Genomic DNA, 20979 nt, shown 5'->3' on the forward strand with positions numbered 1-20979 from the left:
CGGCCGCGAGACCATTGCATCCGCCCGGTGCCCCGGGCGCCAGACTTTCCCGCCACACCTCCGCGTGACGGCCGATCAGATCGAGGAACCCGTGAGCGACCTCCCCTTCGGATTCGGTGTTCCCCCCGAGGAGCCCGAGGACGGCAACGACAAGGGCAAGAAGGACGGCGAGCAGGGCGACTCGACCCCGCAGCAGCCGTTCGGCTTCGGCACCGGCAACCCGTTCGGGGCGCTGTTCGGCATGGGCGGCCCCGGCGGTCAGGGCGGGGACAACCCGTTCGCCGCGATGATGGGCGGCTTCAACCCGAACGACCTCGGCGCGGCCTTCCAGCAGCTCGGCCAGATGCTGTCCTTCGAGGGCGGCCCGGTCAACTGGGAGCTGGCCAAGAACATCGCCCGGCAGACCGTGGTCGCCGAGCAGCCCGAGGGCAGGACCAAGGACCGCTCGGTCGGCGAGGCCGAGCGCACCGCCGTCACCGAGGCCGTCCGGCTGGCCGACCTGTGGCTGGACTCGGCGACCGAGTTCCCGTCCACCTCCTCCGCGGCGGTGGCGTGGAGCCGCGCCGAGTGGATCGAGGCCACCCTGCCGGTCTGGAAGGACCTGGTGGACCCGGTCGCCGAGCGGGTCGGCAACGCCATGGGCGGCGTGCTGCCGCCCGAGATGCAGGCGATGGCCGGTCCGCTGATGGGCATGATGCGGTCGATGGGCGGCGCGATGTTCGGCACCCAGATCGGGCAGGCGCTCGGCGCGCTCGCCGCCGAGGTGCTCGGCTCCACCGACGTCGGCCTGCCGCTCGCGCCCGCCGGGAAGGCCGCGCTGCTGCCGCAGAACATCGCCGAGTTCGGCGAGGGCCTGAGCGTGCCCGCCGAGGAGGTCCGGCTCTACCTGGCCCTGCGCGAGGCCGCGCACCAGCGCCTCTTCGCCCACGTGCCGTGGCTGCGGGCCCACCTGTTCGGCGCGGTCGAGGCGTACGCCCGCGGCATCAAGGTCGACACCTCGCGGATGGAGGAGTTGGTCGGCCAGCTCGACCCGGCCAACCCCGAGGCGCTGCAGGAGGCGCTGGCCGGCGGGCTGCTGCAGCCCGAGGACACCCCCGAGCAGAAGGCCGCGCTGGCCCGGCTGGAGACCGCGCTCGCGCTGGTCGAGGGCTGGGTCGACGCGGTGGTGCACGCCGCCGCCGAACCCCACCTGCCGCAGGCCGGCGCGCTGCGCGAGACGCTGCGCCGCCGCCGCGCCACCGGCGGCCCGGCCGAGCAGACCTTCGCCACCCTGGTCGGCCTGGAACTGCGCCCGCGCCGCCTGCGCGACGCCTCCCGCCTGTGGGCCTCGCTCGCCGACGCCCGCGGCCTGGAGGGCCGCGACGCGCTGTGGAGCCACCCCGACATGCTGCCCACCGCCGCCGACCTGGACGACCCGGACGGCTTCGTGCACCGCGACACCGCGGCGGACGCCGAGGACGGCGGCTTCGACTTCGAGGCGCTGGACAAGCTGCTCGGCGAGGCCGCGGGCGGCGGGACGCCGCAGCTGACCAAGGGTCCGGAGGGCACCGCGGCCGAGGACGCCGGCGCGGCGAAGGACGACGCGGGCTCCGTCGAGGACGATGCCGCGAAGGGCGATTCCGCGAAGGGCGAGGACGGCGAGGAGGGCACCGCCAAGTGACCTCGCTGCACGACGACGCCGTCCGGGCGCTGCGCGAGTGGGCGCCCGGCGAGGCCGGCCAGGACACGCTGCGCCGGGACTACCTGGAGCACCTGACCGCCCACCCGGACGGGATGTGGCGGGCCTGCGTGCCCGCGCACATCACCGCCAGCGCGCTGGTGATCGACCCGTCCGCGGAGCGGGTGCTGCTCACCCTGCACCCCAAGGTCGGGCGGTGGCTGCAGATGGGCGGCCACTGCGAGCCCGGCGACGCCACCCTGGCGGCGGCCGCGCTGCGCGAGGCGGTCGAGGAATCCGGGATCGCCGGCCTCGAGCTGCTGACGGAGGACGGGCCGGCCACACCGGTGAAGCTGGACCGGCACCACGTCCGGTGCGCGGGCAAGGACCGGCCGGAGAACATCCACCTGGACGTCCAGTACGTCGCGCTGGCACCGGCCGGGGCGCGGGAGCTGATCAGCGAGGAGTCGCTGGACCTGCGCTGGTTCGGCTACCGGGAGCTGCCTGCGGACACCGACCGCTCGGTGCGGGACCTGGTGGCGCGGGCGCGGGCGCTGGTCTGACCCGCCGCCCGGCCCGACCGGCCGCCCCGGCGATCGCCTGACGGTGCGTCAGCTGGTGCGGGCGCCCGGGATGTGCGGCAGGCGGGCCGCGGCGGCGACGCCCTCCAGGTAGCCGCGGGCCCGCTCGGTGCGCGGGTAGGTGTCGAGCAGGGCCCAGAACCGGGGGCCGTGGTCGGGCACCAGCAGGTGCGCCAGTTCGTGCAGCAGCACGTAGTCCACCACGTACTCGGGCATGCCCTGGAGGCGGTGGGAGAGCCGGATGGTGCGCTCGCTGGGGGTGCAGGAGCCCCAGCGGGAGTTCTGGTTGGTCACCCAGCGGACCTGGTCGGGGACGGCCCGGCCGCCGAGGTAGAGGCGGGAGAGTTCGGCGGCCCGGGTCTGCAGGGCCTCGTCGCCGAGCACCTTGCGGCTCTCCTGCGCGGCCAGCTTCTCCAGCATCTGGGCCACCCAGCGCTGCTCCTCGGCGTGCGACATCCGGGCCGGGATCAGCACCACCGTGCGGTCGCCCTCGCGGTACGCGGAGACGGTGCGGCTGCGGCGGGCGCTGCGGCGGACCTCGACCTGGCCGCGGTCGGACGGAGCGGGGGCGGAGGGTGCGGTCTCGGTGCTGGCATGCGCACCGGGCGCCGCGGTCGTGGACCCGGAGGCTGCTTGGGCACGCCGACGCGACGCCGACCGATGGGAGTCCCGTTCGGCTGCCATGGCACACGACGTTACCCCGTACCCGGGACATTAGTCCGGTACCGGGTCGGCGTTGTCTGCGGGACCACCCGGGTGCGTTATCCACAGGCTGTGCACAGTGATGGTCATATCGCCATATCAGGCCTGTGGATAACGGATTTCCGCGTCACGCTGACGGCGGGCAAGCTGCGGTCACCAGTGATCCCGAGGGGTTGGAGGAACCGCATGCGTCCCATGCTCAAGCCCGCGTTGTCCCGGCTCTGGCGGGAGCGGCAGACCCTGCAGTTCGGCACCGTCCGGCAGCACGCCCGGCTGATCGAAGGAGTGGACCGCAAGCTCGCCTCGTTCCTGGAGCTGATCGACGGTACCCGGGACGGCCCCGCCCTGGTCGAGGCCGGGCACCGGCTCGGCCTGGAGCGGGAGTACTGCCAGGCGATGCTCGACTCGCTCGCCCAGAGCGAGCTACTGGACGACCCGGCGTCCACCAAGGCCGTGCTCGACCTGTACCCGGCCGCCCGGCGGGAGCTGCTCGGTCCGGACCTCGCCTCGCTCTCCCTGGTCCACCCCGCGCCCGGCGAGGCCGCCGCCGTGCTGCAAGGCCGCGCCCAGGCCCGGGTCGAGGTACGCGGCGCCGGGCGGATCGGCGCGGCCGTCGGCACCGCGCTGGCCGCCGGCGGCATCGGCGAGGTCGCGGTGCTCGACCGCGGCCGGGTCGCCGCCCGGGACTGCGCGCCCGGCGGCTTCCCGCCCGGGGACGTCGGGCGGCTGCGCTCCACCGCCGCACGCGAGCTGGTGCACCGGGCAACCGGCGCCGCCGCCGGGGAGCGGTACCGGCGCGCCCCGGCCACTCCCCCGCCACCCACCCTGGTGGTGCTCGCCCCGCGGGACGGCTCGGCCGCCTACACCGGCGCGGCGGTCGACGCACAGGAGCTGATGCGGGCCGGCATCCCGCACCTGTACACCGGCGTGCTCGAACACCTGGGCGTGGTCGGCCCGTTGGTGGTCCCCGGCGCCTCGGCCTGCGGCAGCTGCGCCACCCTGGCCCGGCGGGACGAGGACGAGGCCTGGCCCCGGCTGCTCGCCCAGCTGATCGACGAGGGCCCCGGCCGGGCCCGCGTCCCCGCCTGCGACGGCGCGGTCGCCGCCGCGGTGGCGGGGCTCGCCGCGCTGCACGTCCAGCTCTATCTGGACGGGGTGCTCCCGCCCAGCGTGGACGGCTGGTGCGAACTCTCCGCCGCCGACGGGATGGTGCGCCGCCTGCGGCTGCGCAGCCACCCGGACTGCGGGTGCCTGTGGCAGTCCGCCACGCCGGGCCAAGCGGGCACAATGGCCTAGGGCCTGTCGTCGGGGCCGCGACGGGGGCTCGACGACAGCCCCCAGGACAGACCACCGCCGGCGGGGTGCCGGGCGGTCCGGCTGATCAGGAGGCCCGGTGAGCGATCTTCCGCGCAAGGCAGTGACCGGCACGGCGCACCGGGCCACCGGCTCGTCGGGCACGGCCGGTTCGGGGGTGGCGGATGTCTGACATGCCGCGCAAGGCGGTCTCCCGGACGGCGAGGCTGGCGGCGCTCCCGCTGAGCTTCGCCGGCCGGGCCACCCTGGGCCTGGGCAAGCGGCTCGGCGGGCGTCCGGCGGAGGAGGTCGCGGCCGAGCTGCAGGCCCAGACGGCCGAGCAACTCTTCGCCACCCTGGGCAAGTTGAAGGGGGGCGCGATGAAGTTCGGGCAGGCCATGTCGGTCTTCGAGTCGGCCCTCCCGGAGGACGTCGCGGGCCCCTACCGGGCCGCCCTGACCAAGCTCCAGGACTCCGCCCCGGCGATGCCGACCCGCACCGTCCACTCGGTGCTGGCGGCCAACCTCGGCGCAGACTGGGCCGCCGGCTTCCGCTCCTTCTCCGACGAGCCGTCAGCCGCCGCCTCGATCGGCCAGGTGCACCGGGCGGTCTGGGCGGACGGCCGCACCGTCGCGGTGAAGATCCAGTACCCGGGCGCGGGCGACGCGCTGCTCAGCGACCTCGGCCAACTCGCCCGGCTGGCACGGATGCTGGGCCCGCTGATCCCCGGCATGGACATCAAGCCGCTGATCGCCGAACTGCGCGAGCGGGTCACCGAGGAGCTGGACTACCAGCTGGAGGCGGAGTCCCAGCAGATCCACGCCGAGGAGTTCGCCGGGGACGCCGACATCGTGGTGCCCCGGGTGGTCGCCCAGGCCGGGCAGGTGCTGGTCACCGAGTGGCTGGACGGCAAGCCGCTCTCCCAGGTGATCTCGGAGGGCACCCGCGCCGAACGCGACCGGGCCGGGCAGCTGCTGGCCCGCTTCCTGTTCGCCGGGCCCTCCCGCACCGGCCTGCTGCACGCCGACCCGCACCCGGGGAACTTCCGCCTCGTCAAGACCGGCCGCACCGCCGCCTCCTGGCAGCTCGGCGTGCTCGACTTCGGCACCGTCGACCGCCTCCCCGGCGGCCTGCCCAGCCCGATCGGCACCTCGCTGCGGCTGGCCCTGGCGGGAGACGCCGGAGCCGTCTACGACCTGCTGAAGCAGGAGGGCTTCGTCAAGCCCACCATCTCGCTGGACCCGGACGCGGTGCTCGACTACCTGGTGCCGATCATCGAGCCCACCCGCGCCGAGGAGTTCACCTTCAGCCGCGAGTGGATGCGCACCCAGGCCGCCCGGATCGCCGACCCGCGCTCCCCCGCCTACAACCTCGGCAAGCAGCTCAACCTCCCGCCCTCCTACCTGCTGATCCACCGCGTCACGCTCTCCACCATCGGCGTCCTGTGCCAACTCGGCGCCACCGTCCGCCTGAACGAGGAACTGACCCACTGGCTCCCGGGCTTCACCGAGGACTAGCCGAGACACGGACGAGGCCCAGACGAGGCTCGAACGACAGCGCGCGAACGCGCCGATGGCCGGCTCCCGGGGGTGGGAGCCGGCCATCGGCGTTCAGGGGTGGTGCGTCCCGGCGCCGCGCCGGGGTGGGGCTACCGTCACATCAGGGCGACGGCGAGGGCCTTGCGGGCGCGCAGGGAGGCACGTTCGGCCTTGCGCCGCAGGCGGTCGGCGCGCATCACCCGCAGGCCGAGGCGTTGCTCCTCGGCCTCTTGGAGGCGTTGCTGCATATGCGCGCGAGCCAGGGATTCCTGGAGGAGATTCATTTCGAGGGTCCTGTTCTGGATCTGAAGTTCGGTGGTCTGCTCGGAGCGGACGGTCGGATCGATGCCGGCGGGGTTCATGTGGTGGTCCTGCTCGTGGTGCGTCGAAGGGAAGGAACGGGAGAGTGCCTCGGCGTCGGCCTTGGCGGCGGCTATGCGCACCGAGTCGCGCAGTGCGGTGTCCAGCGGGGGCTGCTCTCCCCTGTGGACGGCACCGGCGGTGGAGCGCTCGGGCATGGCTGCGGGGTTCACGCCATGACCTCGGTCTTGCGCGGGCGGCCACGCGGACGCTTCCGGGCGACGACGACGCCCTGGACGAAGAGCTCGCCACCCCAGACACCCCAGGGCTCGCGGCGCTCGAGCGCGCCGGTCAGGCAGGCGTCCTTGACGGGGCAGGTGCCGCAGAGGGACTTGGCGTACTCGACGTCGGCCGGCGTCTCCGCGAAGAAGACCTCCGGGTCGAAGGCCCGGCACGGGATGGGCATGCCGAGGGAGTCAGCCTCGTCGATAGCGGTGAGCTGCATGAGCGATACCTCCGGGGGGTCGGCCTGGTCGGCCTTGATGGTCTTGTCGGTCGGTACGAACGGGAGGGGCGGCGGTGTGATGACCGTGGACACTGGGTCGTCTTCCTCGTCTTCGTGGTGGATCCGGCTTCCCGCGGTAGCGGGTCTGGCCGGAGGCCCCGGGGGGCCTGGGTGGGTCTCTTGCGTACCGGACAAAACAGAAGGGCCGCGGAACCCGGTAGTGGGTTTCCGCGGCCCTGGAGGGCACCGCCCTGACGCTCCGTCAGGGTTGTTCGCTCCAGGGTTCAGGCCCGCGGAAGGCCCGCATCCGGACGGCTTCGGCGCCGGAAACGGCGGCCTCGGCCAGGGAGATCTGCTGATCCTGCTGCTTGACTCCGGCGCCGACGACCGCCGCATAGCGCCCATGGGCCGCTTCTGCCGCTACTGCCTTCGACGCCTTGGTCGGTCGCTCGTCGCGCAGCGAAATGCCGCCGCCGAACGTCGCCCAGTCACGGGACGGACCCGCCTCGACACGGGTGCCCTCAGCATTGCCCAGGCCACTGACAAGGCAGTGGCTGGTCGCCAGGGCGCCGGCGTTGCCGCCGAACGCGTCGAGACCCAGACCCGTCACGAGAGAACGCGCGGGCATGGCAAGGACGGTCTGACCGGTCACTTTGGTGCTCAGGATGATCTCCACTGTCCTCGCCTCCTCTCGGCGTCTCGCGGTTCCCGGTCGCCCGGGTTCCGGTATCTGGTTGATGGTCAGCGCACGCAGAAACAAGCCCTCTGCGAGCTTTGCGGTCTCGTCCCCTTGACCGCTCCGGCAGGCTATTGCGCCGTACATGCGGCGCGCAAACTATTTTTCCGGCGAGTTCTCGGGCGGGTTCCCGCCCGGCTCCCCGTCGGACTCCTCAACGGAATCAGCGACGGTCTCCGGACTCTCCCCCGCACACAACAAGAGCACGTCGGCGCCGTACTTGTCCAGCTTCAGGGCGCCCACTCCGGAGATCCGGGACAGCTCGGCGAGGCTGCCCGGGACGTCCTCGGCGATGGCGGTCAGGGTGGCGTCGGTGAACACCACGTAGGCCGGGGCGCCCTGTTCCTTGGCCCGGCGGGCCCGCCACTCGCGCAGCCGCTCGTACAGCGCCTCGTCCATGGTCGACGGGCAGCCCTCGCAGCGGCGGAGCTTGCGCTCGACGGCGTCGGTCAGCGTGCGCTCGCAGACCCGGCACTTGACCGGGCCGCGGACCCGGCGGGCGGCGGAGCGGTCGGCGCCCGGCTCGATGCCGCCGCGGCCGCCGCGGGTGCGCGGGCCGGCGGCGGAGGAGCCGGGGCGCAGGCCGTCCAGGAAGCGGGTGGGCTTGCGGGAGGCCCGGCCGCCCGGGGAGCGGGAGAGCGCCCAGGAGAGGGTGAGGAAGCGGCGGGCCCGGGTGACCCCGACGTAGAGGAGGCGGCGCTCCTCCTCGACCTGCTCGTCGGTCTTGGCGTAGATGATCGGCATGGTGCCCTCGGTCAGGCCGACCAGGAAGACCGCGTCCCACTCCAGGCCCTTGGCGGCGTGCAGCGAGGCGAGCGTGACGCCCTCGACCGCGGGGGCGTGCTGCGCGGCGGCGCGGGCGTCGAGCTCGGCGACGTAGGCCGCGAGGTCGGCGCGCTCGCCGGCGGCGAGGCGGGCGGACTCGAACTCCTCGGCGAGCCGGACCAGCGCGTTCAGCGACTCCCAGCGCTCGCGGACCGCGCCGGAGCCGGCCGGCGGGGTGGCCGCGAAGCCGCGGGTGGCCAGCACCGCGCGGACCTGGGCGGCGAGGTCGGGCGCGCCGGAGGTGAGCGGGTCGTCCGCGGCGCGGGCGGCGCCCTTCAGCAGGACGCCGGCCTCGCGGACCTCGGGGCGCTCGAAGAACCGCTCGGCGCCCTTCAGCTGGTAGGAGATGCCGAGGTCGGACAGCGCCTGCTCGTACACCTCGGACTGGCTGTTGGTGCGGAACAGCACCGCGATCTCGCTGGCCCGCACGCCGGTGCCGAGCAGGTCGCGGATCAGCCGGCCGGTGGCCTCGGCCTCGGTGGGCTCGTCGGCGTACTCCCGGTAGACCGGCTCGGGGCCGGCCTCGCGCTGGGAGATCAGCTCCAGGCGGTGCTGGGCGGCCTGGCCGCGGGCCTGGGCGAGCAGGCCGTTGGCCAGGTGGACCACCTGCGGGGTGGAGCGGTAGTCGCGCACCAGCTTGACCACGGTGGCCTCGGGGTGGCGCTGACGGAAGTTCAGCAGGTAGTCCGGGGTGGCGCCGGTGAAGGAGTAGATGGTCTGGCTGGCGTCGCCGACCACGCAGAGGCTGGCGCCGCCGCCCGTCCACTGGTCCAGCAGGCGCTGCTGGAGCGGGGAGACGTCCTGGTACTCGTCGACCGTGAAGTGCCGGTACTGGGCGCGCACCCGGTCGGCGATCTCCGGGCGGTCCTCCAGGATGGCGGCGGTGAGCAGCAGCACGTCCTCGAAGTCGATCAGGCCGCGGTCGCGCTTGGTCTGCTCGTAGGCGGCGTAGACGCGGGCGATCTCGGCCGGGTCGCGCGGGGCCTCGCGGCCGGACTTGGCGATCGCGGACGGGTAGTCGTCGGGCACCAGCTGGGTGACCTTGGCCCACTCGACCTCGGCGGTCAGGTCGCGCAGTTCGGTGCGCTGGACCCGCAGGCCGCTGCGGCCGGCCGCCTCCGCGACCAGCTGGACCTTGCGCTCCAGCAGCCGGGGCAGCTCGCCGCCGACCGCGCGCGGCCAGAAGTACTGGAGCTGGCGCAGCGCGGCGGAGTGGAAGGTGCGGGCCTGCACGCCCTCCGCGCCGAGCTGGCGGAGCCGGCCGCGCATCTCGCCGGCCGCGCGGGCGGTGAAGGTGACGGCGAGCACCTGCTGCGGCTGGTAGACGCCGCTGCGCACGCCGTAGGCGATCCGGTGCGTGATGGCCCGGGTCTTGCCGGTGCCGGCGCCGGCCAGCACGCAGACCGGGCCGTGCAGGGCGGTGGCGACGGCCCGCTGCTCGGGGTCGAGTCCGGCCAGCACGGCGTCCGCGCCGGACGCGGGGCCGCCGCCGCGGTCCTCGAAGGGGCTGTCAAGGCCGAGGAGTTCTTCCTGCATGCTCTCCATCCTCGCAGGCGTGCCCGACAGTCCGGGGTGCGCTGTCCACAACCCCGGCAGGCTCATCGGATAATCACAGCCGTCAGTCGCCGCGGAGCCGTGCGCCGCCGCGGAATGGCCGCGGGCCGCCGGACGTTGCACCCGGCGACCGTTCGCCTCCCGTCCGTCGATCGAAGGAGTCTCCTGCCATGTCCGGCACCGTCACGATGTACAGCACGACCTGGTGCGGCTACTGCAACCGCCTCAAGAGCCAGCTGGACCGCGAGGGCATCGGCTACACCGAGATCAACATCGAGCAGGACCCGGCCTCGGCGTCCTTCGTGGAGTCCGTGAACAACGGCAACCAGACGGTGCCGACCGTGATCGTGGTCTCCGCCGCCGGCGAGCAGAGCGTGATGACCAACCCGAGCCTGCGCCAGGTCCAGGCCGCCCTGGTCTGATCAACCCGAGAAAGGCCTGATCAACCCGGGAAACGATCCGGTCGCTTTCGATCGGAACCCGCATTCCGCCGCCGTTCGAATTCCCCGGTCCGCCGGGGCCGGACGGCGGCGGAATTGCGCCGGCCGCCGGAATTCCCGCGGAATTGGCCGGTCCGGAATGGCTCAGCCCGCCGGGGTGCGGTCGCCGAGTTCGAAGAGCAGCCGGGCCCGGTCGGCGGCGTAGCGGGTCTCCACCACCCGGATCGGGCCGCGCCGGTCGCGGGTGACCCGGGTCTGCACCAGCAGCGGCACGCCGGGCCCGACGCCGAACCAGGCGGCCTCGGCGGGGTCGGGCATCCGGGCGGTGAGGTGGTCGGTGGCGGAGGTCTCGGCGCGGCCGAGTTCGGCCAGTATCCGCTCGTCCCCGCCGGGCACCGGGAGTTCGTCCATCAGCGGGGTGCCGGCGGCCAGTCCGGCCCGGTAGTGGCTCTCCTCGATGGCGTACGGCTCCTGGTCGACCCGGCAGAGCTGACGGCGCATCATCACGGTGTCCTCGGGCCGCAGTCCGAGCCATTCGGCGATGTCGCGGCGGGCCCGCACCGCCCAGACCTCGAAGTCGACGGTGAGCTGCCGGCCGGTGGCCCGGGCCTCGGCCGCGTACACCTCGGCGCTGGGCGGCAGCGGCTGGTGGCGCGGGGGCGTCCGGGGCGGGGCGTACACCCGGTGGTCGTGCCGGGCGCGGTGGCGCAGGTAGGTGCCCTTGCCCTGGATCCGCACCACCCGGCCCTCGTTGACCAGCACGTCGACGGCGAGCCGGACGGTGTTGCGGGCCACCCCGTACTGCTCCTCCAGTTCGCCCTCCACCGGCAGCCGGCCGCCGCCCTGCCATTCGCCGGCCTCGATGCGGCGGCGCAGATCGGCGGCCAGCCGCTGGTACTTCGGTGACGGCACAGTGCCGCGGGGGATCGTCACGCGAGTGAATGTAGCCATTCTGCTTGCGCCATTTCAGCGGAACCCGCCAACATTGGCCGGGATTGGGGATTCCGCATCCCTTCCGAATCACTGTGGACCGCATTGGAACATTTCCGTCGGCGGTCCGGACGGCGGATCGGGCTCCCCCCACAACCGCACATCCACGCACACTCCGGGGGCCGATCCATGCCCGTGAGCAGTACCCCGCAGCGACTCGGCACAGCGTCCGAGGCCCACGACCCCTCCGGCGCCGCCGGGCGCCCCGGCCGGGACCTCCCGGCGGCCGAGCACGGCATCTGGACCGTGTCGGCGACCTTCCCGCCGTGTCCGCGCAACGTCGCGCTGGCCCGGCGGCTGGCCACCGTCTCACTCGCCGCCTGGAACGCCTCCGGGCTGGCCGAGGCCGCCGAGCTGGTGGTCTCCGAACTGGTCACCAACGCGATCCGGTACGGCCGGGGCGCGGTCTCGCTGGACCTGACACTCGATCAGGACGGGCTGCGGATCGCGGTGGCGGACTACGGTCCGGCGCTGCCCGAGGCCCGGGAGGCCGCCGACGGGGACGCCGGCGGGCGCGGCCTGGCGATCGTCAGCGCGCTCTGCGACCACTGGTCGGTGACCACCCGGCTGACCGGCAAGACGGTGGAGTGCCTGCTCCCGCCGGACGGCGCCGGGCCGGCCGCCGAGCCGGACCGGCCGGGCGCCGGGCAGGACTGACCGGCGGCCGACCGGCGGATGCACCACGGGGGCGTGCGGAGTGATCCACACGCCCCCGCAGTGATCCGTTCACCAGCGGGCCGCCGACGGCAGCGGTTCTCCGTACCAGAGCTCCACCAGGTGGCGGGCGATCGAGATGCCGGAGGGCGGCACGATGTCGCCCGCGGCCATCCCGGCCCGCAGTTCCTCGCGGGTGAACCAGCGGGCCTCGGAGAGCTCCTCGCCGTCCACCTCGATCTTGGTGCCGGCCGGGTCGGCCGTGCCGAGGAAGCCCAGCATCAGGCTGGACGGGAACGGCCAGGGCTGGCTGGCCACGTAGGTCGCCTCGGCGACCCGCACGCCCGCCTCCTCCAGCACCTCGCGGGCCACCGCCTGCTCGATCGACTCGCCGGGCTCGACGAACCCGGCCAGCGTCGACCAGCGGCCCTCCGGCCACAGCGCCTGCCGGCCCAGCAGGCAGCGCCCCTCCTCGTCGGTGATCAGCATGATCACCGCCGGGTCGGTGCGCGGGTAGTGCTCGGCCGCACAGGAGGTGCACCGGCGCAGGTGCCCGGCGCCGGCCTTCTCGGTGCGGTGCCCGCAGCGCGAGCAGAAGGTGTGCAGCCGGTGCCAGTGCTCCAGGGCCACGGCGTGCACCAGCAGTCCGGCGTCCCGGTCGGAGAGCGAGCCGCCGACCTCGCGCAGCCCGGCGGGGCGGGCGTCGCCGTCCAGCCGGCCGGGCAGCGACTCGCAGTCCAGCGCGAAGTAGTGGACGCCCGCGTCGTCGGTGCCGAGGAAGTACCGGTCGCCGCTCTCCGGGGCCTCGAAGGAGGGCAGCAGCACCAGTTCGGTGCCGCTGCCGGCGTCCACCACGAACGCCTCGCCGCCGGAGATCGGCAGCACCTTGGTGGAGGGGTGGCTCCACGCCGCGGCGAGCCACGGCTCGTCCAGCCGGCGGTGCGCCGCCCGGTCCAGCCCGGCGCGGGCCAGTGCGAGGTGCTTGCTGTCGGGCGCGCTGCTCAACTCGTCCATCCCCAGGTCGCTTCGGCGGGCTCTCGGTTCGGCAGGGTGCAGGGCCGGCGGGTCATCGCCGGAAGTTCTCGGCGAGGTCGCCCCACAGGTAGGCGGAGGTCTCGACGCCCTTGCGCAGCAGGTCCAGCTCGACCTTCTCGTTGACGGAGTGCCAGCCGTCCGAGGGCACCGAGATGCCGAGGAAGAGCACCGGCGCGCCGAGCACGTCCTGCAGGTCGGCGGCGGGTCCGGAACCGCCCTCCCGGGTGAACAGGATCTCCTGCTCGAAGGCCCGGCCCATCGCCCGGACGGTCGACTGCAGCGCCGGGTGGTCCAGCGGGGTCAGGCAGGGACGGGTGGCGCCGGGGAAGACGATCGCGTGCCGGATGCCGTCCGGGACCTGCTCGGCGACCCAGGCGGCGACCGCCTCGCGGACCTTCTCCACCTCCTGCCCGGCGACCAGCCGGAAGGACAGCTTCAGGTGCGCCTCGGCCGGGACGATGGTCTTGCCGCCGGGGCCGGTGTAGCCGCCCCAGATGCCGTTGACCTCGGCGGTGGGCCGGGCCCAGACCCGCTCCAGGGTGGTGTAGCCGGCCTCGCCCTGGGTGCCGTACGACTTCGCGGTGCGCAGCCACTGCGCCTCGTCGAAGGGCAGCTTGGCGAACAGCTCCCGCTCCTGCTCGGTGAGTTCGACCACGCCCTCGTAGAAGCCGGGGACCGCCACCTTGCGCTCGGCGTCGTGCAGGCCGGCCGCCAGCGCGGCGGCCACGTCGGCCGGGTTGGGGACGGCGCCGCCGAAGGAGCCGGAGTGGATGTCGCTGTCCGGGCCGTACAGGTCGATCTGGCAGTCGGCCAGGCCGCGCATGCCGGTGCAGACGGTCGGGGTGGTCTCGTTCCACATGCCGGTGTCGGAGACCACCACCACGTCGGCGGCCAGCCGCTCGGCCTCGCGCCGGATCAGTGCGGCGAAGTTCGGCGAGCCGGACTCCTCCTCGCCCTCGATCAGCAGCTTGAGGTTGACCGCGGGGGCGGTGCGGCCGGTGGTGTCGAGGTGGGCGCGCACCCCGAGGGTGTGGAAGAAGACCTGGCCCTTGTCGTCGGCGGCGCCGCGCGCGTACAGCCGGCGGCCGACCACGGTGGGCTCGAACGGCTCGGTCTCCCAGCCGTCCGCCTTGGCGGCGGGCTGCACGTCGTGGTGGCCGTAGACCAGCACGGTCGGCGCGTCCGGCTCGCCGGACGGCCACTCGGCGAAGACCGCCGGCAGCCCGTCCGTCTCCCACACCTCGGCGACCGGGAACCCGGTCTCGCGCAGCTTGCCGGCCAGCCACTCGGCGGAGCGGCGGACCTCCCCGGCCCGCTCCGGGTCGGCGGAGACGGACGGGATGCGCAGCCAGTCGGCGAGGTCGGCCAGGAAGGCGGCCTCGTGCTGGTCGATGAAGGAGCGGACGGCGCTGTCCGGGGTTTTCGTCATACGGACGACTTTAGTTCGCCCGAGCGGGTGCGTGCCCACGGCCTCCCCCCGCCGTGAGCACCGTCACCCGCGGGTCAGGCCGCGCGCCGGGTCAGGGTGATCCGGGAGCGGGTGAGGAGTGCCGCCAGGGCTAGGGCGAGCAGCGGGAGGCCGACCGCGGTGGCCAGCAGCTGGGCCCACGGGACGGCGATCACGGTGTCCGGGACCTTGTCCAGCGGGCCGAGGAAGCGCTTCTGCCCCTGGCCCTCCAGCAACCGCAGGGCGACCGCGGGCACCACGCCGCAGACCGTGCCGAGCACCGCGCCCATCGCGGCGATCACGCCGCACTGGAAGCCGCTCAGCCGGCGCCGGATCCCGCCGTGCGCGCCGACCGCGGCCAGCGTCGTCAGGTCCTGCTGGGAGTCGGCGGCGGCCAGGCCGGTGGCGATGCCCGCCGCGCCGAGCGCGACCAGGCCGGCGAAGGCGGTCAGGCCGATCGTGAACAGGCTGTCGTTGGAGCGGTAGCCGCGCTCCACGGTCAGGCTGGCACCGTCGTCCTGCGCGGCGACCGCGGCGGTGGTCTTCTGCTCCGCGGTCGAGGACGGCGGGGCGGCGGGCTGCCACAGCGAGCCGACCACGACGCTGTCCAGGCCCGCGGCCTTGGCGGCGGCCGGGCTGAGCAGCACGGTGCCGTACGGGTGCGGGGAGGACACCGCCACGGCGTCCACGGCGATCTGACGGGTGCTCGGCTCCGGCTGGGCCGCGCCGCCGGAGGTCGGCGACGTGACGTTCTCGATCTCCAGCGTGGTCCGGCCGTCCTTGAGGTAGTCCGGCAGGAAGACCAGCGCCTTGCCGGCCGCCAGCGCCTGCTCGGCGGCCGGGTCGTGCACCCCGAACAGCAGGTGCAGCGCGGCGGCGTCGCCCACCGCGATGTTGCCGAACTCGCCGTAGCCACCGCTGCGGAGGCCGTCGCTGTGGCAGCGCGGGTCGTTCCGGGCGGCGGCCATCGCCCCGGGGTCCGGCCGGCCGACGCCGTCGAGCGGGCAGCGCAGTTCCTCGCGCTTCAGCGGCCGGATGTAGGCGCAGCCGCGGGAGGGGTGCTGCCGGCACTGCTCGCCGGTCCGCAGGTCGCCGATGTCGGCGCGCTCGCCGAGGTCGGCGACGTTGCGCTGGACGGCGTCGCGCAGCGCGGACAGCCGGCCCGGGTCGCCGTCCGTTCCCCATCCGATCTGCACCGAGACCGCGCCGGAGGGCAGCATCGCCACGTAGTCGCGGCGGCTCTGCTCGTCGGCGCTGGCGGTGTAGATGCCCACCGCGACCGAGCCGGCCACGGCGGCCATCACGGCGGCCACCGCGGGTGCGGTGCGGCCGCGGTGCCGGACCGCGTCGCGCAGCGCCAGCCGGGGGCTGAGCGGCAGCATCCGGCCGAGTCGACCGAACAGGCCGACCAGGGTGGGCGTGCACAGCACCATGCCGAGTTCGGCGATCGCCGAGCCGCCGAGCAGGCCGACCGTCACCGCGCGTCCGGCGGCGGCGGTGCCGAGCGCCACCGTGCTGCCGGCCACCACCATGACCAGGCCGAGCACCGCGATGATCCGGTTGGCGGGCTTGATCGAGCCGCGGCCGGTGAGCGCCTCGACGACGTCCTGCCGGGACGCCTGGACGGCGGGCACCACGGCCGCGAGCAGGCCGGTGACCAGGCCGACCGCGGCGATCGCCAGCAGGTCCAGCGGTTCCAGGGCGAAGTGCCCGAAGCGGCTGCCGGCCAGGTCCTCGGCGAGCGGCCGGAAGACCGCGACCAGGGCGATCGCCAGCACCACGCCGACCATCGCGCCGGCCAGGCCGAGCACCACGCCGCCGCCGAGCACCACCGCCCGTACGTGCGCCCGGTCGCCGCCGCCGGCCGCGAGCAGGCCGAGCTGGCGGCGCGAGCGGCGGGCGCCGACCGCGAACGCCGGACCGGCGAGCAGGACGATCTCCAGCAGCGCCATGCCGACCACGGTCGCCAGGATCGCCAGCGCGGTGGTGCTGACCCCGGCGCTGCTCCAGCCGTGCTTCGCCATCTCGGTGTAGTACGGCACGTCGGCGCGGGCGGGCGGGTCGACCAGCACGGCCCGGCTGGTGACCACGAAGCCGATCTGGTTCAGCTTCAGCACCGCCGGCCAGTCCAGCGCGGCGGACCCGGTGGGCAGGCTGACCAGCCAGCTGTGCGGGTCGGCGTTGACCTTGTCCTTGGGGGACTCGGCGAGCGCCTGGAAGAGCGCGCCGGGCCGGCCCACCAGCTCGACCCGCTTCAGGTCGCCGGGGTACTCCACCACGCCGGTGATGGTGTACGGCTTGCCCTCCAGGCCGTGCAGCGCGGTGGCGTCGCCGATCCGCAGCTTGGACTGGTCGAGGAAGGCCTGGGTGACGGCGATCTGCTGGGGCTGGCTGGGCGCGCTGCCGCCCACCAGGTCGACCATGCCCTTGCGCAGCGGCAGGGTCAGGTCGGCCTCGGTGAGGCCGACGCTCATCCGGCCTTCCTTGGTGGTGGTCGTGGTGCGCGGCCCGCTGCCCTCGGGGGTGAGGGTGGTGCCGGGCGGCAGCAGCGCGGCGAGCGCCTCGGCGGGCGTGCCCTCGCGGGCCCGCTTCTGCTCGGCGGTGGGCGTCTCGGTGCCGTCGCCCTGGGTCATGGTGCCGCTCTGCGGGTCGGGTGCCTGCAGGATCGTCCTGCCGAGGTCCGACGCGGTGATCATCGCGTCGGCCCGCCCCATCACCCGGGTGGCGTGCTCCGCGGGGCTGAGGTCGGCGGAGCGGAGCATCACGTCCGCGCCGGTGACGCCGAGCACCGGCAGCGCGATCATCGCCAGCACCAGGGCGCTGCGGCCCTTGGCGCGGACGGCGTCGCGGCGGGCGATCCGCAGCGCGGAGCGCCAGGCGGTGAGCCTCACTGCTCTTCGCCCTTCACCGAGTTGGCGGCGGCGGTGACCAGCAGGCTGGCGGCGTCCTGCCGGACGGTCTCGTCGACCAGCAGGCCGTCGCGCAGGAAGACCACACGGTCCGCCCAGGCCGCGTGCCGGGCCTCGTGGGTGACCATCATGGCGGCGGCGCCGGCGTCGCAGCGGGCTCGCAGCACCGAGAGGACGGCCTCGCCGGTGGTGGAGTCCAGCGCGCCGGTCGGCTCGTCGGCGAGCACCAGCCGGCGCTCGCCGATCAGCGCCCGGGCGATGGCGACCCGCTGCTGCTGGCCGCCCGACATGTCGTCGGGGAAGCGGTCGGCCAGCTCGCCGATGCCCAGCTCCGCCAGCGCGGCCAGCGCCTCGCGGCGCGCGGCCCGGGTCGACAGGCCGTCCAACTCCCGTGGCAGCGCGATGTTCTCGGCCGCGGTCAGGGCCGGTATCAGGTTGTAGTCCTGGAACACGTAGCCGACCGCGCGGCGGCGGACGGCCGCCTGCTGCTTGCGGTTCAGCTCGCCGAGGACCACGCCCTCCACCAGCACCCGGCCGCCGGTCGGGCTGTCCAGACCGCCCGCCAGCGTCAGCAGGGTGGACTTGCCGGACCCGGAGGGCCCCATCACGGCGACGAGTTCGCCGGGGAACACCTTCAGGTCGACCGAGCGCAGCGCGTGCACCTCGGCCGCGCCGTGGCCGTGCACCCGGCTGACCTGGTCCAGGTGCAGCACCGGTTCGGCGGGCTTGAGTTGATCGGACATCGCTCCCCCAGGAGTTTCAGAGTCGGCCGCGACTGCGGCCTCGGACGGTGCGGCGCTCGGCCGTCGGCACAGCGGGCTGCGCGGGCGCGGCCGGGTCGGGCGCGGACGGCGCCTCGGCGGACCGCCGCTCGGCGCGCTGGCCGAGCCGGGACTCGCAGTGGTCCAGCCAGCGGATCTCCGCCTCGGTCTGGAAGATCAGCTGCTCCAGCACCAGCAGCCAGGCCAGGTCCCCGTCGCCGCCGTGGTCGGCGGCCAGTGCCTGGCCCTTGAGCCGGGTGTAGTCCTGCAGTGCCCGCATGCTGTGCCGGCGCTGGCCCTGCACCACGGCGGCGACGTCCACGCCGGGGACGGTCACCGCCATCGCCAGCTTGATCGCCAGCTCGTCGCGCGGCGGATTGGTACGCGGCACCGGGGTGTCGAACCACCGGCGCAGTTCCGCGCGTCCCTCATCGGTGACGGCGTAGAACTGGTGCCCCTCGGCGTCCTCGCCGGCGGGCTCGACCATGCCGTCCCGCTCCAGCCGGCCCAGCGTGGTGTACACCTGGCCGACGTTCAGCGGCCAGGTCGCGCCGGTGCGCGCCTCGAACTCGGTTCGCAGCTGGTAGCCGTAGCGGGGGCCCTGGTCGAGCAGGGCGAGCAGGCCGTGACGGATCGACATACCGAGTATGTATACCCGGTATGCTCCCCCTACTCAAGCGGCCCTGGCGTTCACACCCACCCGGTACGGTCGGGCCCGTGACCACTCTGCGGATCGCCACGTACAACCTGCTGCACGGCCAGCCGGTGGCCCCCGACGGCAGCCCCGCGCCGTTCCCGGCCGACCCCGGCGCACCGCTCGCCGAGGCGGTCGCCGCCCTCGACGCGGACGTGCTCGCCCTCCAGGAGGTCGACCGCCACCAGGACCGCTCCGGCCGCACCGACCAGGCCGCCGTCGCCGCCAAGGCGATGGGCGCCACCGACTGGCGGTTCGCCGCCGCGCTGCACGGCACCCCCGCCCCGTCGGCCGGCTGGGTCACCGACCCCGCCGTCCCCGGACTCCAGGTCTACGGCCCCGACGACCTCGACGCCGCCACCGGCCAGCCCTCCTACGGCACCGCGCTGCTGACCCGGCTCCCCGTCCTGCACTGGCGGGCCCGCCGCTTCGCCCCCGCGCCCTTCGGCCTCCCGCTACGGGTCGCCGGCCGCCGCGGCCTCACACCGGTGCCGGACGAACCCCGCGCCGCACTCGCCGCCGTCCTGGCCGGCCCCGGCGGCGAGTTCACCGCGGTCGCCGCCCACCTCTCCTTCGTGCCGGGCTGGAACGTCGCACAACTCGCCGCGATCCGGCGCTGGATCGCCGACCTGCCGCAGCCCTACCTGGTCCTCGGCGACTTCAACCTGATCGGCGCCGTCCCCCGCACCGTCCTCGGCTCCGCCCACGCGATCCAGCGCACCGCGCGACGCGAACGCGTCCGCACCGCCCGCCGCACCCGCCTCCAGGGCTGGTACGACCTGGCCCGCACCCCCACCTACCCCTCCCACCGCCCCAGCGTCCAGTTCGACCACATCCTCGGCATCGGCGTCCCCCGCAACACCGTCGGCTCCGTCTCCGCCCCCCGCACCGAGGTCTCCGACCACCGGCCCCTGGTGGTCGACGTACAGATGGGTCTTTAGGGGCCCTGGGGGTACCTCCCGGCCCCCCTTGGGGCTGGGGGCGGAACGGCGGGAGTGCGTGGCGGTCGGGGTCACAGGGCGCTGCGAGGTCTGGGCGCATGGAGGTCTCCGAAGACCCCCAGCCGGCTCGAGACCGTCAGGCACTCGCCTCGCAGTTCCCCGAGCCACCAGGTGTTGCCACTTCAGGCGCTGCCATCTGCTGCGGCAGCACGACCGGCTCGAACTGCAGCATCAGCATCGCCGCGTCGTCCCCCAGCTTGTGCCCCACGTGCCGCACCACGTCGTCGTGCAGGCGTCGCAGGACGTCGACCGGGCCGCCGTCGGCGATCAGGGGCAGCCGGTCCGTCAGGGGGTAGAACGCGCCGCGGTGGTCACGGGCCTCGATCACGCCGTCGGTGTACAGCAGGACCCGGTCGCCGGGCTCGACGGGGACGGTCTGCAGCGGGGGGCAGACGTCGGCGGGGTCGAGGACGCCGAGCGGGGGGACGGTGTCGTCGAGGGCGAGCAGGCGGACGCCGTCCTCGCGGAGCAGGATCGGCGGGGGGTGGCCGCAGTTGGCGATCTCCAGGACGCCGTCGGGGCGGACGCCGATGAGGACCAGGGTGACGAACTCCTCCTCGACGCCGGGATGGTCGTTCTCGTGGAGGGCGCGGTCGAGGCTGACGGCGAGCCAGCCGGCGACGCGGTCGAGGGCGGGTTCCTGGTGGGCCGCCTCGCGGAAGGCGCCGAGGACGGCGGCCGCGGTCTCGACGGCGGCGAGGCCCTTGCCGCGGACGTCGCCGACCACCGCACGGACGCCGTGCCGGGTGTTGACGACTTCGTAGAGGTCGCCGCCGATGGAGGCGTGCGCGGCGGCGGCGGCGTAGCGGACGGCGGCGCGGACCGGCCCGACCCGGTCGGGGACGGAGCGCAGCAGGACCCGGCGGGCGATCTCGGCGACCAGCTGGGCCTCGGCGAGGGCGAGTTCCTGACGGAGTCTCAGGGTGGCGCTGACGTAGCCGATGCCGGCGACCAGGACGATCGCGGCGACGGTGGCGGTGTGCACGGACTGGCCGAGCACGCCGTTGTACCAGGCCATGGCGAAGGCGCAGGCCTCGGCGAGGGCGCCGATCAGCAGCGGGTACCAGGTGCGGCGGCTGACCACCGCGGCGAGGGCCGGGACGGCGGTCAGCGCGGGTTCGACGGTGACCTGACTGTTGGTGAGGAAGTCGAGGGAGACCACCAGCAGCATGCCGATCAGCGGCAGTGCGTGGGAGGTCTTGGGCCAGGTTCCGGTCACGGTGCCGGGTGCCGGCCCGGGGTTGGGGCCGCGCAGGACGTCCCTGATCCATCCGGTCGCGCTCAAGGTCGGTCTCTCCAGCGGGAGGTGCGGGTGCGGCGGGGCACCTGCGGGTGTTGACGGGTGGTCAGGGGTGGC

At 74.4% G+C, this 20979-nt stretch carries 19 protein-coding genes; 7 read left to right on the forward strand and 12 right to left on the reverse strand.

What is annotated here, in order from left to right:
* The first annotated feature begins 91 nt into the window (after nucleotides 1-91).
* Nucleotides 92-1660, forward strand: a complete 1569-nt coding sequence (locus AB0K51_RS03725; protein WP_363450105.1) for a zinc-dependent metalloprotease — start codon at nucleotides 92-94, stop codon at nucleotides 1658-1660.
* Nucleotides 1657-2220, forward strand: coding sequence for an NUDIX hydrolase (locus tag AB0K51_RS03730; RefSeq protein ID WP_363450107.1), 564 nt, complete (start codon nucleotides 1657-1659; stop codon nucleotides 2218-2220). Before AB0K51_RS03725 ends, AB0K51_RS03730 begins: the two co-directional genes overlap by 4 nt.
* Nucleotides 2221-2268: 48 nt before the next feature.
* Here AB0K51_RS03730 and AB0K51_RS03735 read toward each other — a convergent pair whose 3' ends face one another.
* A complete protein-coding gene (locus AB0K51_RS03735; protein WP_363450109.1) occupies nucleotides 2269-2922 on the reverse strand; it encodes a SprT-like domain-containing protein in 654 nt (217 codons plus the stop codon).
* A gap of 204 nt (nucleotides 2923-3126) precedes the next feature.
* Here AB0K51_RS03735 and AB0K51_RS03740 point away from each other — a divergent pair, with 204 nt between their 5' ends.
* Together AB0K51_RS03740 and AB0K51_RS03745 are read left to right on the forward strand one after the other, a co-directional pair.
* Entirely contained in the window at nucleotides 3127-4236 is a 1110-nt protein-coding gene (locus AB0K51_RS03740; RefSeq protein WP_363450111.1) for a ThiF family adenylyltransferase, read from the forward strand.
* Between the two features lie 182 nt (nucleotides 4237-4418).
* Nucleotides 4419-5750 carry an AarF/ABC1/UbiB kinase family protein gene (locus AB0K51_RS03745; protein ID WP_363450113.1) on the forward strand — a complete coding sequence of 444 codons (1332 nt, stop codon included), beginning with the start codon at nucleotides 4419-4421 and terminating at the stop codon, nucleotides 5748-5750.
* Between the two features lie 137 nt (nucleotides 5751-5887).
* On the opposite strand, the gene AB0K51_RS03750 is transcribed toward AB0K51_RS03745, so the two are convergent.
* From AB0K51_RS03750 to AB0K51_RS03765, 4 genes are all read right to left on the reverse strand, one after another.
* Complete coding sequence (locus AB0K51_RS03750; protein WP_363450115.1) at nucleotides 5888-6304, reverse strand: hypothetical protein; 417 nt, start codon at nucleotides 6302-6304, stop codon at nucleotides 5888-5890.
* Nucleotides 6301-6615, reverse strand: coding sequence for a WhiB family transcriptional regulator (locus AB0K51_RS03755; RefSeq protein ID WP_363450273.1), 315 nt, complete (start codon nucleotides 6613-6615; stop codon nucleotides 6301-6303). Before AB0K51_RS03755 ends, AB0K51_RS03750 begins: the two co-directional genes overlap by 4 nt.
* Nucleotides 6616-6838: 223 nt before the next feature.
* Entirely contained in the window at nucleotides 6839-7252 is a 414-nt protein-coding gene (locus tag AB0K51_RS03760) for a hypothetical protein (protein WP_363450117.1), read from the reverse strand.
* A 159-nt stretch (nucleotides 7253-7411) separates the two neighbouring features.
* Complete coding sequence (locus AB0K51_RS03765) at nucleotides 7412-9598, reverse strand: ATP-dependent DNA helicase UvrD2 (RefSeq protein WP_363450278.1); 2187 nt, start codon at nucleotides 9596-9598, stop codon at nucleotides 7412-7414.
* 263 nt (nucleotides 9599-9861) lie between these two features.
* Here AB0K51_RS03765 and AB0K51_RS03770 point away from each other — a divergent pair, with 263 nt between their 5' ends.
* On the forward strand, nucleotides 9862-10113 hold the full coding sequence (locus AB0K51_RS03770; protein ID WP_363450119.1) for a mycoredoxin: 252 nt from the start codon (nucleotides 9862-9864) through the stop codon (nucleotides 10111-10113).
* Nucleotides 10114-10275: 162 nt separating this feature from the next.
* On the opposite strand, the gene AB0K51_RS03775 is transcribed toward AB0K51_RS03770, so the two are convergent.
* Nucleotides 10276-11064, reverse strand: a complete 789-nt coding sequence (locus tag AB0K51_RS03775) for a GntR family transcriptional regulator (protein WP_363450121.1) — start codon at nucleotides 11062-11064, stop codon at nucleotides 10276-10278.
* A gap of 186 nt (nucleotides 11065-11250) precedes the next feature.
* Here AB0K51_RS03775 and AB0K51_RS03780 point away from each other — a divergent pair, with 186 nt between their 5' ends.
* Nucleotides 11251-11778 carry an ATP-binding protein gene (locus tag AB0K51_RS03780; RefSeq protein WP_363450123.1) on the forward strand — a complete coding sequence of 176 codons (528 nt, stop codon included), beginning with the start codon at nucleotides 11251-11253 and terminating at the stop codon, nucleotides 11776-11778.
* A 69-nt stretch (nucleotides 11779-11847) separates the two neighbouring features.
* On the opposite strand, the gene nudC is transcribed toward AB0K51_RS03780, so the two are convergent.
* The 5 genes from nudC to AB0K51_RS03805 all read right to left on the reverse strand — a co-directional run bounded on the left by nudC (nucleotide 11848) and on the right by AB0K51_RS03805 (nucleotide 18567).
* The gene (gene nudC / locus AB0K51_RS03785; RefSeq protein WP_363450125.1) at nucleotides 11848-12789 is read right to left on the reverse strand and encodes an NAD(+) diphosphatase; all 942 of its coding nucleotides are present in this window, start codon (nucleotides 12787-12789) and stop codon (nucleotides 11848-11850) included.
* A 52-nt stretch (nucleotides 12790-12841) separates the two neighbouring features.
* Nucleotides 12842-14239 (reverse strand): dipeptidase, encoded by a 1398-nt coding sequence (locus AB0K51_RS03790; RefSeq protein WP_363450127.1) that lies wholly within the window; start codon nucleotides 14237-14239, stop codon nucleotides 12842-12844.
* 74 nt (nucleotides 14240-14313) lie between these two features.
* On the reverse strand, nucleotides 14314-17148 hold the full coding sequence (locus AB0K51_RS03795; protein ID WP_363450129.1) for an FtsX-like permease family protein: 2835 nt from the start codon (nucleotides 17146-17148) through the stop codon (nucleotides 14314-14316).
* Nucleotides 17145-17909 (reverse strand): ABC transporter ATP-binding protein, encoded by a 765-nt coding sequence (locus AB0K51_RS03800; RefSeq protein ID WP_363450131.1) that lies wholly within the window; start codon nucleotides 17907-17909, stop codon nucleotides 17145-17147. The genes AB0K51_RS03795 and AB0K51_RS03800 overlap by 4 nt, the downstream gene beginning before the upstream one ends.
* Before the next feature lie 16 nt (nucleotides 17910-17925).
* Nucleotides 17926-18567 (reverse strand): PadR family transcriptional regulator, encoded by a 642-nt coding sequence (locus AB0K51_RS03805; protein WP_363450133.1) that lies wholly within the window; start codon nucleotides 18565-18567, stop codon nucleotides 17926-17928.
* Nucleotides 18568-18644: 77 nt separating this feature from the next.
* Here AB0K51_RS03805 and AB0K51_RS03810 point away from each other — a divergent pair, with 77 nt between their 5' ends.
* Nucleotides 18645-19562 (forward strand): endonuclease/exonuclease/phosphatase family protein, encoded by a 918-nt coding sequence (locus tag AB0K51_RS03810; protein WP_363450135.1) that lies wholly within the window; start codon nucleotides 18645-18647, stop codon nucleotides 19560-19562.
* 136 nt (nucleotides 19563-19698) lie between these two features.
* Here AB0K51_RS03810 and AB0K51_RS03815 read toward each other — a convergent pair whose 3' ends face one another.
* The gene (locus AB0K51_RS03815; RefSeq protein WP_363450137.1) at nucleotides 19699-20907 is read right to left on the reverse strand and encodes a PP2C family protein-serine/threonine phosphatase; all 1209 of its coding nucleotides are present in this window, start codon (nucleotides 20905-20907) and stop codon (nucleotides 19699-19701) included.
* Between the last annotated feature and the right edge of the window lie 72 nt (nucleotides 20908-20979).

The organism is Kitasatospora sp. NPDC049285 (genome assembly GCF_040678815.1).
Taxonomy (GTDB): domain Bacteria; phylum Actinomycetota; class Actinomycetes; order Streptomycetales; family Streptomycetaceae; genus Kitasatospora.

Bases quoted from the DNA above. Each gene is read 5' to 3' on its own strand.
- nudC (WP_363450125.1), bottom strand. From the start codon at position 12,789: ATGGACGAGTTGAGCAGCGCGCCCGACAGCAAGCACCTCGCACTGGCC.
- AB0K51_RS03745 (WP_363450113.1), top strand. From the start codon at position 4,419: ATGTCTGACATGCCGCGCAAGGCGGTCTCCCGGACGGCGAGGCTGGCG.
- AB0K51_RS03735 (WP_363450109.1), bottom strand. From the start codon at position 2,922: ATGGCAGCCGAACGGGACTCCCATCGGTCGGCGTCGCGTCGGCGTGCC.
- AB0K51_RS03805 (WP_363450133.1), bottom strand. From the start codon at position 18,567: ATGTCGATCCGTCACGGCCTGCTCGCCCTGCTCGACCAGGGCCCCCGC.
- AB0K51_RS03770 (WP_363450119.1), top strand. From the start codon at position 9,862: ATGTCCGGCACCGTCACGATGTACAGCACGACCTGGTGCGGCTACTGC.
- AB0K51_RS03780 (WP_363450123.1), top strand. From the start codon at position 11,251: ATGCCCGTGAGCAGTACCCCGCAGCGACTCGGCACAGCGTCCGAGGCC.
- AB0K51_RS03800 (WP_363450131.1), bottom strand. From the start codon at position 17,909: ATGTCCGATCAACTCAAGCCCGCCGAACCGGTGCTGCACCTGGACCAG.
- AB0K51_RS03740 (WP_363450111.1), top strand. From the start codon at position 3,127: ATGCGTCCCATGCTCAAGCCCGCGTTGTCCCGGCTCTGGCGGGAGCGG.
- AB0K51_RS03790 (WP_363450127.1), bottom strand. From the start codon at position 14,239: ATGACGAAAACCCCGGACAGCGCCGTCCGCTCCTTCATCGACCAGCAC.